12 protein-coding genes and 1 pseudogene are annotated in these 13,979 nt (G+C 40.9%); 3 read left to right on the top strand and 10 right to left on the bottom strand.

Annotated elements, in window-relative coordinates; genetic code table 11:
• A complete protein-coding gene (locus KOLE_RS05610) occupies positions 1 to 1,794 on the top strand; it encodes a 5'-nucleotidase C-terminal domain-containing protein (RefSeq protein ID WP_015868473.1) in 1,794 nt (597 codons plus the stop codon).
• 167 nt (positions 1,795 to 1,961) lie between these two features.
• On the top strand, positions 1,962 to 2,555 hold the full coding sequence (locus KOLE_RS05605; RefSeq protein WP_015868472.1) for a GGDEF domain-containing protein: 594 nt from the start codon (positions 1,962 to 1,964) through the stop codon (positions 2,553 to 2,555).
• A gap of 65 nt (positions 2,556 to 2,620) precedes the next feature.
• Here the strand turns inward: KOLE_RS05605 and KOLE_RS05600 are convergent, their stop codons facing one another.
• From KOLE_RS05600 to KOLE_RS05555, 10 genes and pseudogenes are all read right to left on the bottom strand, one after another.
• Positions 2,621 to 3,244, bottom strand: a complete 624-nt coding sequence (locus KOLE_RS05600; protein WP_015868471.1) for a lysophospholipid acyltransferase family protein — start codon at positions 3,242 to 3,244, stop codon at positions 2,621 to 2,623.
• An 83-nt stretch (positions 3,245 to 3,327) separates the two neighbouring features.
• On the bottom strand, positions 3,328 to 4,389 hold the full coding sequence (locus KOLE_RS05595) for a lysylphosphatidylglycerol synthase transmembrane domain-containing protein (RefSeq protein ID WP_015868470.1): 1,062 nt from the start codon (positions 4,387 to 4,389) through the stop codon (positions 3,328 to 3,330).
• On the bottom strand, positions 4,386 to 5,123 hold the full coding sequence (locus KOLE_RS05590; RefSeq protein ID WP_015868469.1) for a glycosyltransferase family 2 protein: 738 nt from the start codon (positions 5,121 to 5,123) through the stop codon (positions 4,386 to 4,388). Before KOLE_RS05590 ends, KOLE_RS05595 begins: the two co-directional genes overlap by 4 nt.
• 33 nt (positions 5,124 to 5,156) lie before the next feature.
• Positions 5,157 to 6,290, bottom strand: a complete 1,134-nt coding sequence (locus KOLE_RS05585; protein ID WP_015868468.1) for a glycosyltransferase family 2 protein — start codon at positions 6,288 to 6,290, stop codon at positions 5,157 to 5,159.
• Between the two features lie 465 nt (positions 6,291 to 6,755).
• Positions 6,756 to 7,580: pseudogene (gene proC / locus KOLE_RS05580) on the bottom strand (pyrroline-5-carboxylate reductase); the annotation flags it as partial.
• 25 nt (positions 7,581 to 7,605) lie between these two features.
• Positions 7,606 to 8,328, bottom strand: a complete 723-nt coding sequence (locus tag KOLE_RS05575) for an ABC transporter ATP-binding protein (RefSeq protein ID WP_015868466.1) — start codon at positions 8,326 to 8,328, stop codon at positions 7,606 to 7,608.
• Positions 8,315 to 9,154, bottom strand: a complete 840-nt coding sequence (locus KOLE_RS05570; protein ID WP_015868465.1) for an ABC transporter ATP-binding protein — start codon at positions 9,152 to 9,154, stop codon at positions 8,315 to 8,317. Before KOLE_RS05570 ends, KOLE_RS05575 begins: the two co-directional genes overlap by 14 nt.
• The gene (locus tag KOLE_RS05565) at positions 9,147 to 10,214 is read right to left on the bottom strand and encodes a branched-chain amino acid ABC transporter permease (protein WP_015868464.1); all 1,068 of its coding nucleotides are present in this window, start codon (positions 10,212 to 10,214) and stop codon (positions 9,147 to 9,149) included. Before KOLE_RS05565 ends, KOLE_RS05570 begins: the two co-directional genes overlap by 8 nt.
• Positions 10,214 to 11,155, bottom strand: coding sequence for a branched-chain amino acid ABC transporter permease (locus KOLE_RS05560; protein WP_041288675.1), 942 nt, complete (start codon positions 11,153 to 11,155; stop codon positions 10,214 to 10,216). The genes KOLE_RS05565 and KOLE_RS05560 overlap by 1 nt, the downstream gene beginning before the upstream one ends.
• A 103-nt stretch (positions 11,156 to 11,258) precedes the next feature.
• Positions 11,259 to 12,362, bottom strand: coding sequence for an ABC transporter substrate-binding protein (locus KOLE_RS05555; protein WP_015868462.1), 1,104 nt, complete (start codon positions 12,360 to 12,362; stop codon positions 11,259 to 11,261).
• 457 nt (positions 12,363 to 12,819) lie between these two features.
• Between KOLE_RS05555 and KOLE_RS05550 the strand changes: the two genes are divergently transcribed.
• On the top strand, positions 12,820 to 13,902 hold the full coding sequence (locus KOLE_RS05550; protein ID WP_015868461.1) for a lysylphosphatidylglycerol synthase transmembrane domain-containing protein: 1,083 nt from the start codon (positions 12,820 to 12,822) through the stop codon (positions 13,900 to 13,902).
• Positions 13,903 to 13,979 lie beyond the last annotated feature (77 nt).

Here is a 13,979-nt window from a genome sequence, read left to right as displayed (position 1 = left end):
ATGAGGAAAACCTTTTTGGTATTTTTAATACTCCTGCTCGCTTTGTCGATGCTGGCCAAAACCGTCACTCTAACAATCTTGCACACCAGTGACTTGCACGGAAACATCTTTCCCATCAACTACGCTACCAATAAACCTTACTACGTCGGGCTTGGAAAGATTCAAAGCCTCGTGAGAGCAGTTAAAGCTGAAAATCCAAACATTCTTCTCATCGACACAGGCGATCTGATTCAGGGAACTCCTTTAGAGTATTACCACGCTCGTATCGATAACGAACCGGTAGACCCTATGGTTCTTGTTATGAATTACATGGGGTATCAATGCAGCATACTCGGGAACCACGAATTCAACTACGGCATGAATATTCTAAACAAGGCTGTTTCAGAAGCTAACTTCCCATTCCTGAGTGCCAATATAGTCAAAAAAGGGACCGAAGAACCTTATTTCAAGCCGTATCTGATCACTGAAGTTGACGGTGTAAAGGTCGGGATTCTGGGATTGACTACAAAGTTTATTCCTAACTGGGAAGATCCGAAGAATATCGCTGAGCTGGATTTCCTTGATCCTGTGGAAGTAGCGAAAAAATACGTTAAAATCCTCAGGGAAGAGGAAGGCGTCGATGTGGTGATAGTTGGCTATCATGGTGGACTGGAACGCGATCCAAAAACGGGCGAACCAACAGAGGAACTAACTGGCGAAAATCAGGGCTACCAGTTGATCGAAGAAGTGCCCGGAATCGATGCTCTTCTCACCGGACATCAGCACAGATCAATAGCTGAAATCATCAACGGTGTGGCTGTTACCCAGCCAAGAAACTGGGGGAAAGCCCTCGGTAAGATTGACATCGTTCTCGACGATTCCAACGGAAAATGGGAAGTAGTGGATAAAAAGGTAGAACTTCTCAGCTCAAAGACTGTTGACGCCGATCAGGAAGTTCTCGAACTCGTTCAGCCCTACGAAGACAAAGTACAGAAATGGCTCGACCAGCCGGTGGGACTTGCAAAAGGTGATTTCTACATTGATGATCCTTTAATAGCACGTCTTGCAGATAACCCATTGATAGAATTCATCAATAGAGTCCAGATGTACTACAGCGGTGCCCCGATCTCTTCTTCCGCTCTCTTCAACAACGATATAAAAGGCTGGAAAGAAGGCCCAATAACACTGAGAGACATTAACGCGGTGTACATATATCCAAATACATTGAAAGTTCTAAGGGTTAAGGGTAAAGACATAAAAGATGCCCTTGAAAAGAGCGCAGATTACTTCGTTTTCGAAGATGACCAAATAAAAGTCAACCAATCATGGGTTGATCCCAAACCAAGGCATTATAACTACGACATGTGGGAAGGCATAAACTACACGATAGCCGTCAACAGGCCCGTCGGTGACAGAATCGTAGAACTGACATTCCAGGGTAAACCCATCGATATGGAAGCCGAATACGAAATCGTTCTCAACAATTACAGAGCAGGTGGTGGCGGTGGCTACACCATGTTCAAAGGGAAACCCGTGGTAAGAGAAGTTATGATGGAAGTTGCCGAACTCATAGCGGATTATGTAATGGAGCACGAAGTCGTGGAGGCACAAACAGATAACAATTGGCACGTCGTCGTTGAAAAGGTTCACGAAGTCACCTACGGTGATACGCTCAGCAAGATTGCCAAGATCTATGGAGTAAGCGTTAAAGACATTCTCAGATGGAATCCCTGGATCGAAAATCCTGATCTTATATACCCGGGTCAAAAAATCACGATATACGTTCCATACGTTCGATATATACCGGTACTGTAACCTGTATTAAATCTTAATAAAAAAAGACAGGGGAGCCGTTTGGCTCCCCTGTCTTTTTTGCTATAAATACTAAGTTCACCCCAAATTTACACAAATGAACTGAATCGGAAATATTGGATATGTATATTGATATATGTACATATATCTATATATAAAGAGGTGTTTTTATGACTTTTGATGAATGGAAACTCGAACTCGAACAGGCAGCCAGAGGAGGGCGCCTCACCATCGGAAATCTGGACATAGACAACTTCGGGCCCCTAAACGAGAAATTCGGGCGTGAGTGTGGAGACAAAATACTGAAATTTTTTGGAGAAATCCTGAAACAAAATCTTCCAGAAAAGGTATCTTTTGTACGTTTTGGTGACGAATTTTTCGTATACTCTACTGAATACTCCCTTGAAAATCTGTTCATGGAAATACAGGAAATAAGGCAGATTATCGAGGATGGGAAGGTTAAATGTAATGGAAAAGAGATCACTTTCACCGTTTCCGGATCCGTAGGGGAATACCCAAGGAACGCTTCGTCAATAGAAAAATTACTCAATCTCCTTTCAGAAGGAATGCGAAAAGCCAAGGAGAAATTGAACCAGATAGTCTTCGCACCTATGGAAAGAGAACAAAAAATGGTCTTAAAATCCAATTATTATTTTAAGTCTCAACTCGATGGACTCTCGAAATTGGCAAAAATGCTCAATAGAACGGAATCTTCGCTTCTTAGAGAAGCCCTCGATGACCTGTTGAGAAAATACAAACTCTGATAAAAATTCAAGCTGCTAAAGAACGGGTGGTCATACCACCCGTTTTTTTGCGAAACGAGGACAGGTTATCCTATCCACTTTGGGCCTTCCATGTCATAGAAGCTATTGTAGTACTCACCGAATTTTCTCTCTATCAGTTTCATCATTCGATCAACATCTTCTTTTTCTTCTTTTAGCGGATCAGGATATATTGGTTCACCAAAATGGACCGTAATGGTTCCACGTTTGCGGTAATCTTTGATAACACGTTTCACGGCTTTTAGAGGTGGTTCATGATCAAGTTCAGGTCTGAAAACATATCCATTCTCTATTCCAACGGGTACGATCGGTACATTTGCTCTATGGGCAACAACAGCTACTCCGGGGTAAAGTCTTTTTTCCCAGTTCCAGTAACCTTCTGGAAATATCATGACAGTACCACCTTTTTTAAGATACAGGATCACGTCCCGTATGGTTTTCTTGTTCAGAGTCTGTTTTATCTTTGGATCTTGAGAAACTCTAAATCGCCAAAATGCCTTGTAAAGGAATCTCACTAACGGGTATGGTCCATCTACTTGATACAAAGCCTTTGCTCTGTAACGTTTTGATGTTCGTACAACAAATAATGGGTCAAAGTTACCAACGTGGGTCACGCACATTATGAAGGGAGGTTCCGGAAGTTTTCCTTTAGATCTTGACTTTGCGATCATAGGAAGAATGAAGAGTATAATTCCAGACTAAAACAACCAGATAATTTCATATACTGGAGAAAGTAATAGTTTTTTGATCATGTTTAGTTCAACTCCTTCTGGCCTTTTTGGCCAAAGCTCAGCAAAAAGTTTATAAGCCCAACCAGAATCAGAAAGTGATAGGTAACAAATCTCCAGATTGAAATAGCGATAATCAGTGATTGGTTTGGAAGCATACCCTTTAGCATAACAAACATCCCGGATTCAAAACCTCCGCTCGATCCCGGGGTAGGAATATAGTAAACTACAAAGCTCAAAAGCGTTTGCACGGCTATACTATCAATTAGAGAGAAATTGAAGTTTTGACCTTTATTCATCAAAATACCAACCACGGTTACATAAAAAATACTGTAATTTATCAACAGGTAACCCAGGGCTAAGAAGAAGTCAATTACAAGCGTTAAAGGTTTCTTAGACCAAATGTTTTGCATTCCAGCGTTGTATCTTTCAAACTTCTCACGGATAACACCCACGATAGTTTCTTTGTCTTTTTTAGCCAACTTTCCAATTACAGTGAGTAAGAACTTTCGATGTGAAATAAAATTCAAAAATTTTATTAGCAGGTTTCTTGAAAGAGCTAGAAAGGTAAAGAATATTCCAACAGTAATCGTTATAGCAATGCCAAAAGCAAATATTGTACCAGTGGTTTCTAGCTTAGCAAAGTAACTGAGATAACGTGGTAATAGAAGAACAGCCAGGAAAGCTGTGGAGAAATTTGATATCAGGTACTGTGAGATTACGGCAGCCAATGCATGCGAAACATTGATTCCAGCCTTTGTTAAATCATAAATTTGAAATGGTTGCCCACCTGCAGCGAATGGGGTAATAGCACTAAAAAACAAGCTTAAGATTGTACTCCTGTACGATCTAAAATAAGACAAACGCTCATTCAAACTTTTCAGGAGAAGGAGCAATCTTAGAGCTGGTACGCCCAAACTCAGGAAAAGTAGAGAAATTGCAGCAACAACTATAGGCCAGGAACTTTTTAGTAAGCTAGAATCAATTTTGGCTCCAAAAATCTTTTGTATAACCAGTAATATAATGATGCTTATAGCAATACCAGCGAACATTCCTCTAATGGGCAAGGAAGAGTTCTTCTTTTTCATCGTTTCTCCTTTTTCTTGTAGTAATCTTCATCATAATAATTGTCATAGGTAATCTTGTTTCTGTTGAGAGCCACATCAAGCCATAACCTAAAGGCTTCTTTGAGCCCGTGCATGAAGTTTACCTTTGTATAGCGCCGATTCGAAGTGTAACATATCATAGAAGGACAAAATTTGACTTTGCCTATTTTTTTGAGTTTTTTTACAAGAATAAAATCCTGGGAAGCGACTTTGCTATTCAATTTGTAACCGCCAACAGCAAAATACGCATCTTTTCTAATCCCAAGATTTGCCGCACCTGACAAACTTACACCTGCGAGATTTGAAAGTCCATTAAGCAAACAGTAACTGAATACAGTAAGCCTTCTTAAAACCGGTCCATTCTCTCTAAAAGCCATGGGGCCGTATACTGCCACAACTTTGTCTTTTTGAAAGGCTTGAACCATTTTTGCCAACCAATTATTTGGATAAAGCGTATCAGCATCACAGCTGGTTATTATATCTCCAGCCGCCATTTCGAATCCCTTATGCATTGCATAGATAGAGCCTTTTCGCTCTTCAAATACCACCTTATCAGCGTACTTTTTCGCAATCTCAGGACTTTTGTCGGTACTGCCATTGTCAACAACGATGAGCTCGTAATTTTTGAAGCTTTGTGCCCGAATTGATCTCAATGTATCTTCCAAAAAGAATTCTTCGTTGAAGACCGGTACGATTATCGTAATCAATGGAGCCATTTTTTCACACACCCTTAAGTAAACCCATGGCCTTCATATCTTTTCTCGCTTGACCTTATACCACGTAGATTTCTTTTCAAAAGACCTGACAAAAGAAACCAGAATAGCGATTTGGAAGAAAGCGTACATTACAGGAACACCTATAATGGTGTTAATAAGTATTTCTTTTGGCCTGTGGCCATCGTGGAAAAGATAGCTGAACAAAGAACTTGAGTATAAAATGCCCCAGAACAACGGCATAACTGTGCTGAGTAGATAATCAGCCTTTAGCAAGTATGCTAATACAAGCATCAAAATAGGAAAAAGCACAAATGCTCCAATTGCTACTATCGCTATAATACCGAGATAGTAACCCTCAGAGAACTGTTCAAAGATTTTTTTGATGCCCCCAATGTACCAGCGACAGTGTTGTTTGAATAAATCTTGTAGTCTGAAAGCATACTGTATCTTGCACCTTTTGCCTCTGACGAATTTCACTTTGAGTTTCCTCTTCCAGAGCCTAAGAGCTAAATCAAAATCATCCACGAGAGTTTGTGGATCGAACTTTCCAACAATATCGAAAACCTTTCTCCTGATGAAAACGCCGCTGTTCATGAAGATCGTTGGTGAAAACAGTCCAGAATATACGAATGCTTTTATAAAGGAAAAATAAAGATCCTGGAGAATAACTGCCAGGGTACGTGATTGATTATATGATTCGAAGTCTGTGAATACAACATTAATTTCAGGGGAGCGGAAGAGTTTGGAATACTCCTTAATAAAATCCCAATCCACACGCGCGTCAGCATCAAGGAAAAGTACAATATCCTCTTTGACCAGATCAAGAGCAACATTCAAAGCTTCAGATTTACCTGGAGCACCAGTGTTACGAACAACGGTCAAATTTGGAAATTCCCTTGACAACTCGCTCAGGATTTTATATGTGGAATCCGTGGATTTATCGTCAACAACAATTACCCGAAAAGATCGGGGGGAATTAGTCAACAAATTGCGAACGGTATTTTCTATAACACTTTCTTCATTCTTTGCGGCAATGACAGCCACAACAGAGTAATCAACATCGTCTGAATAATTAACGTCCAGAAGCTTTTTTGTGAAGTGATTTTTCACGTACCCAATAAACGCAAATACAAATCCTATGATCACACCGTACACAAAGCTTACCAAAACACTTCACCACCAATCAATATCATTATACATAATATCAGACATAAAAAGTTGTATGCTTCAAGCATACATAATGTTTTTTAGGCAAATAAACCCTACTACTTCCCAGTTAAAATAAGAAAAGAAGTAGTTCATCGTTTTTATATGTTAAAAAATACGAAATAGACTCCTAAATTGAGAACAAACCGTGGATGACATGACTTAATGTCACACCAAAATTCTACCATACTATTGAACTAAGAATATCTACTCAAGTATGCTTTTATTACAAGAGCGAGTTTTACCGTTCATTTCTAAGAATCTTTTCCTATTAACCTAAATTTTGTAGTTACGGAAGGATATTAGAAACATTTGCCTGAAATCTTGGTGCCCTTATCTTCTTATTAAACAGAAGACAAGGGCACCATGAAAATAGCGCAAGGATATTAGAAATTATACAGGAAATAGTCCGAAAAATGAAAAAAATTATGTATTATCTACACCTGAAGCCTTCTTACTTATATCGATAGCTCGAGAGTAGGTGTCAAAAAGGACTTTCATAATCGTACCCCTGAGACCTTCACGCTCCAAAGAATAGATCCCTTCGATCGTTGTCCCTCCGGGAGAAGTCACTATGTGCCTGAACTCACCAGGATGGTTCCCTTTCACTTTTAACAGCTCTACCGAGCCGAGAATCATATCAAGAATCAGTGCTCTAGAAGTATCATACGAAAGCCCCATTTTCAGCCCAACGTCAATCAATGCCTCTATAATAACAAAAATGAACGCCGGGCCGCTACCACTCAACGCCGTAACAGCCGGAAAATCTTTCTCGTTTACGGTAATAACTGTACCAAGAGGGTCCAAAAGTTTAAGAATGAGTTCCCTTCTGGCTTTCTCAAAGGAATCAGAAAAATAAAGCGCGATTACACCTTTTCCTATATCTATTGGGATATTTGGCATAATTCTGGCGACGTTTTTTGCATCCAACGCTTTCTGAATTGTCGACACGGAAATTCCCGTCATCGTGCTCACAACCGCTTTTTCCGAAAAGTCTATGCTTGCTATCTGTGATAGCAAGTTATCTGCGTCTTGAGGTTTGACGGCAAGAAATATCACATCCGACTGTTCACAAACTTTCTCTGGGTCGTCAGAGATTTTAACTTTATCATTATCGGCAAAATCCCTGAGTTTTTCGGGAAAACGGTCGCACAGAAAAAGCATTCCCACGTCCATTGAAAATCTATTATGAATCTTTCTGGCAAGGATACTTCCAATGTTTCCTACACCAATTATGCCTATACGCATATCTTCAACCCTCTCAAGTGTTTTAAGCTCAAATTCCTAAATAAGCGTTTTTAACCTCTTCGTTAGCTAAAAGCTCTTTTGAAGGGCCTTCAAGCGTTATCCTTCCTGTTTCGAGAACGTAGCCATAATGAGAAACCTTGAGTGCTCCAGCTGCGTTCTGTTCAATTAGGAGAATTGTTCCGCCATCTTCGTTTATCTTTTTTATGACTTCAAAAACCTCCATTACCAGCATGGGAGCAAGGCCAAGAGATGGTTCATCCATCATGAGGAGCTTTGGTTTTGACATCAAAGCCCTGCTTATGGCCAACATTTGCTGTTCACCGCCTGAAAGCGTTCCACCAAGCTGGTTTATACGTTCTTTCAAACGGGGAAATAAGTCGAATACCCATTGCATACTTTTCTGGACTTCATCTTTGTCTTTTCTGTTGTAGGCTCCCATGAGGAGATTTTCCCGTACCGTCAGATTTGGGAATATTCTCCTGCCTTCAGGAACTAACGAAATTCCTCTGTGGTTAATTTCGTGAGGTGGAAGATTGGTTATATCTTCGCCGTTAAAAGTAATTTTTCCAGATGCAGCTTTCACTAAGCCACTAATAGCCGAAAGCGTGGTTGTTTTTCCCGCACCATTTGCACCGATCAATGTAACTATTTTCCCTTGGGGAACGTTGAGGCTTATACCTTTCAAAGCTTTTATTGCTCCATAGTTTACCCTGAGATCTTCTATTGTCAATAAGAAATCACGTTCCGACATTCTGCCATTCCTCCCCGAGATAAGCCTCTATTACTTTCGGATTCTTCTGAACCTCTTCGGGTGTTCCGTTTGCGATGAGTTTTCCGTAATCCATGACTAAAATACGTTCACACAATCCCATGACGACTTTCATATCATGTTCTATAAGGAAAATAGTAACACCAAATTCGTCCCGGATTTTCCGGATCATATTCATCAAATCATGACTTTCGGATGGATTCATTCCGGCGGCAGGCTCGTCCAGCAAGAGAAGTTTTGCATCAGTTGCTAAAGCCCTTGCAATTTCCAAAAGCCGTTGTGCACCGTATGGAAGAGAACTCGCTTTTTCGTTTGCAAATTCCGCCAATCCCATCCGTTCTAAGAGCTCCATTGATTTTTTCATTATGCTTTTTTCTTTGTCTAGATAACCCAATCTCAAAACAGCTTTCCAGAACCACATCCCACCAGCACCGTAAGGTTCCCTACCTGCTTGCCGCAACAATTTTTCAGCATCTGTCGTAGCAAGCTCGTGATGCTGGGCCACCATAACATTTTCCAGAACGGTCATTTCTTCAAACAACCTTATGTTCTGGAACGTTCTAGCAATGCCAAGATGCGTGATCTGGTGAGGCTTAAAAGGTGTGATATCCACACCATTAAAGATTATTCGCCCTTCTGTTGGAACATAAACACCTGTGATCACATTGAACACAGTTGTTTTTCCTGCACCATTGGGGCCAATCAAGCCGAGAATTTCTCCTTCTTCAATGTAATTATCGAAATCATTTACGGCAACAAGCCCACCAAACTTCATGGTTACGTGATTAAGTTCTAACAGTTTACTCATTGGCTTCACCCTTTTTTCTAAAGATCCAGTTGTACAGATTATTCCATGTCAACTCATTTTTTCCCATTATGCCGCGTGGCCAGAAGATCATCACGATTACGAAGAGAGCCGAAAGTACCAGCATTCTCATGCCAGGAATACCGGAGAATTCGAATGAGAAAATCTTTATAGATTCCTCTAGGAATCTCAGCCACTCGGTCAGGAAAGCGAAAAGAGCTGCACCAATGATGGCACCACTTATACTGCCGAGACCGCCTATAACTATCATTATCAAAGCGTTGAAAGTCAGTAGGACTCCTATTGTGGTTGTTCTGGGATCAATTGTGGATAACCAGTGGGCATAAAGAGAACCCGCAATACCGGCAAAAAATCCTCCTACGACAAAGGCCATTAACTGATGCCTGAAAACGTTTATCCCCATCGATTCAGCTGCGACACGATCTTCACGTATTGCCTTCAATGCTCTTCCATAACTACTGTTGACCAAGCTAGCTATGAACAACACCGTAACAAATAACCAGCCCCAGGCCCACCACACGTTGGTGTAGGTTGGAATACCCTTAAGCCCGAGAGCACCATTTGTTACAGATCTCAGGTTGAGTGCCAGGATCCTTATTATTTCGCTGAATCCTAATGTTGTGATCGCAAGGTAATCTCCGGACAACCTAAGAGACGGCCATCCAATTAAGAAAGCAAAACCAGCAGCTACAAGTCCGCCGATCAACGTTGCCGGAAGAAATGGGATCTGTATCGAATTGAACGGCCAGATGAGCTTATCTAGAATGAAAGTCATTTCTTTTTGTTGTACGGACATGGTCAACAGCGCAGAAGTGTAGGCACCGATGGCCATAAATCCGGCATGTCCCAGTGAAAAAATACCTGTGATTCCATTGATTAAAGTCAGGCTAACCGCCATTATTCCGTATATACCAATGAGAGAGATAATCCTTACATAATAGGTGTTAAGATTCCCGTCGGCCAGGTAAAGCAAAAGAGCGATGAAAAGCAAAAATGTTATCGTCAGTATTAAGTTAACTCTCTTAGATAATCTCACTGACATCACACCTTTACGATAATTTTCTTACCCAGTAAACCATTGGGTTTCAAAGAAAGAATAATGATGAGTATGAAAAAAGCGAACGCATCTCTATAACCAGCCAGGCTCGGGAAGATCCCCACCAACATTATCTCTGTTAACCCCAATAGCAATCCACCAATTACAGCTCCCTGAATGGAGCCAATACCACCGAAAACGGCTGCAATGAAAGCTTTCAATCCTGGCATAAAGCCCATATACGGCCAGATCTGCGGGTATCGGCTAGCCCAGAGCAGTCCTCCTATTGCCGCTAATGCTGAGCCAAAAGCAAAAGTAAATCCAATAACATTATCTACATTTATTCCCATGAGAGCTGTTGTAGGAATATCAACTGAAACTGCTCTCATTGCCATTCCTATTTTTGTCCTGTAAATTATCCACCACAGAATTACCAGTATTATTCCTGTTATGATCAATGTGACCAGAGAAACCAGAGGAAAACGCAATCCTCCCATTATGACCTTTCTTCCGTACTTGATTTCTTCATGGCCACCTATAATTATCATTTTGTTCAGAAAATTCGGATAGATATTGCGGAAAGATTTAGGAATACCGGAAAATACAACTACCGCCAGACTTTCAAGAAAAAACGATACACCAATTGCTGTTATAAGTGCTGAAACACGAGGTGCATTTCTTATAGGTTTATATGCAACTCTGTCTATAGCAAATCCCAACAGAGCCGCTCCAAGAATCGCCAAAGCAAATGAAAGCCACCATGGAAGCTTTCCGATAGTAACGAAATAGAAAGCGAAATAAACAGACATCATGAAAACATCGCCATGGGCGAAGTTTATCAACCTTAAAATACCATAAACCATAGTATAGCCGATCGCTATAAGTGCATACAGTGAACCCAGACTCAAACCGTTAACAAAATTCTGCAATAATGTCCTCCAATCCAAAAAGTCCACCTCCGAACATCACAGAAGAAAGATGAAGTGAAAAAAAAGAAAAGAAAAACGGGAAAAGAGAGGGAAGAATGTGCATTCCCTCTCTTAAATCATGTTATGGATTTATAGTGGTCTCGTACTTGAATTTGCCGTCTTCTATTTTTACTATTGCCACAGATTTTACCGCATCCCCGTTGGAATCGATGTTGATGATTCCGGTAGCTCCCGGGAAGTTCTTCGTTTTTCTTATTTCTTCCGCGATAGCATCTTTATCGAGAGATCCAGCCCTGATTATGGCATCCCTTATAACCATGTACGCATCAAAACCAAGAGCACTGAGAGCTGCCGGTTCTTTTCCATACTTTTCTCTGAACTTTTCTAAGAAGAGCTTGGCATTTTCTGTAACAGCTGGACTATCTGGATGGTAATGGGTTGTGAAGTAAAGACCATTGACAGCATCTCCACCGATGGAGATAGTTTCGGGAGCATCCGCACCGTCACCGGTTACGAGCGGACCGTAGAAACCCAGTTGCCTTGCCTGAATAGCTATAAGTGCAATCTCCTGGTAGTACCCGGGAATGAAGAAAGCATCGGCACCTCTCATAAGAGCGTCATACACCTGTGCAGAGAAATCCTGGTCTCCAGTTTTGTAGTATTCGAAGAAAACAGTGCCTCCAAGTTCAAGGAAGGTCTTTTTGAAGAAGTTTGCCAGACCAACAGCATAGTCCTGTTCAACATCCATGAAGATCGCAACGTTTCTCGCATCAAGATTTTCAAAAGCGAGTTTGGCTGCAGCCCAACCCTGGAATGGATCGATAAAACACACACGAGAAACATACTTTTTCCCTGAGGTCACAAGAGGATTGGTCGAAGAAGGTGAAACCATCGGAGTACGTTTTTCTTCAGCAACAGCCCCTCCAGCCAGAGTGTGAGAACTCGCAATTTCCCCAAGAATTGCCAGCACTTTTTCGTGTTCAATTGCACGCCTTACGGCGTTGGCAGCTTCAACCTTGTCACTACGATTGTCAAGCAACACAAGCTCTATTTCCTGTCCAAGAGCGGTAGGAAACAATTCACGTGCAATCTCTACTCCTTCCCAGACCATTCTTCCAAAAGCGGCAATCCCGCCTGTCATCGGCAAGACAACCCCTATCTTGATCGCCCCAAGCGATATAATCCCCATGGATAAAATCAACAATACTACAACTAGTCTTCTCACAACAACACCTCCCCAATAGATAGTGGCTAATCTTTGCCGTATTTTAGCTGAAAGTATACCATAGGGAGGCTTTAAATTAAAATAATCAGAGCATTTCAAAATTTACCTAACGCCCATTAATAAAACTAAAAAGAAATGCTCTATTATCAATTCCTTTTATAGTAACTAACCAATTACTAAAACTAATTACTTTAGCGTGCATCTCACCCACTTTGCACAATTTCTATCAACAGAATCGAAAGCGTGTCAAACGTTTACAAAACCAATATTCACTCAATGACGTTGATTATCCCATATTATCCAAAAATCCCTTGCCATTATTTAAAATCGGGTATTGAATGAAAAATCGTTTTCAAAATATTCGGTGGTAATGACCTCACGTACTGGAAACACTAAAAAGCGAAAAATAGTTGGCATGTTATAATTTCAAAGCAAAAAAATGCCAAAAGGAGCATGTATGAAAGAAAAGGGAGTTAAACGGCAAGCCTCATCAAAGAATATAGTCTACGCGATTCTTATAAGTGTTATCGTTATTTTAGCTATATTGGCTCTTACAGGAGAAGAACTGGATCTTTCTCTTTTCCTGAAGCTTCCGTTTCAGTGGATCCTTGGCGCACTTCTGTTGTATTTGATAGCATTGTCTATAAACGCCCTCAGAACCCTTCTGCTTCTCAGAGCCTTTGGAATAAAATTCAAATATTCATATGCTTTCACTAACAATCTCCTCATGCAGTACTTCAACAACATAACTCCCTTCGCTGCTGGTGGGCAGCCATTCCAGATATACGATTTAACCAAAAAAGGCATAGACGTTACAACAGCCGCGGCTGTAATCGTCTCACGTTATGTTATGACAAATATAGCCATACTTACCCTGGCGATCTTCTTTCTTCCTAAATACTGGAGAAGTTTTTTGAATATACCAGGAATTGGAATTCTTGCTTTTCTGGGTGCTTTTTTTACCTTTGCCCTTTTGGTGTTGTTGACTACTCTCTCTTATTCCCGGAAACTTCTCACAAGACTCGTAGATCTTCTTGTAAAACCAAAGTTTTTACGTAAGTTATTTGCGAAGTGGCTGAACTGCGAACCCGACGAAGTTCGCGAGAGACTGCTTAAAAACTTTGAGGAATTTAACTATTACATGCATTTCATCTGGCGCAAAGGCCCTCACTACATGTTCGTGGATGTTGGGCTCGCTATTCTTTTCAGCATGGTTTTCAAATTCATCCTGTATTTCCTCATCATCGGGCTATCAAAGACCTCTGGAAAACCTGTAACGGCTTCTTTTCTTGATGTTTGGGGGGTCCAGGAGCTGCTGTTTCTTGTGGCTTTTTATGTACCGACCCCCGGTGCGAGCGGCGCGCTCGAAGCAGGGCTTTTTTTCATGCTGAAAGACGCTGTCCCCAAAGATCTTATAGCTATAAGCGTTACCCTCTGGAGGTTGTTGACTTATCATTTTGTGATCGTTGTGGGTTCCCTGGTATTTTTTATTCAACAGGTCAGAAGAGGGAAGAACACGAAAGCCAAGATAGATACCTGATTTCAAAACAAGAATAAGTATCGATGATGCATTAATACAAAATAGCAAAAAAGCGGAACCTTTATAAAAAGGTTCCG

The sequence above is a fragment of the Kosmotoga olearia TBF 19.5.1 genome, assembly GCF_000023325.1.
GTDB lineage: Bacteria > Thermotogota > Thermotogae > Petrotogales > Kosmotogaceae > Kosmotoga > Kosmotoga olearia.
The sequence above is the reverse complement of the archived record's forward strand: the minus strand, read 5'-3'. Positions and strand labels throughout refer to the sequence as shown.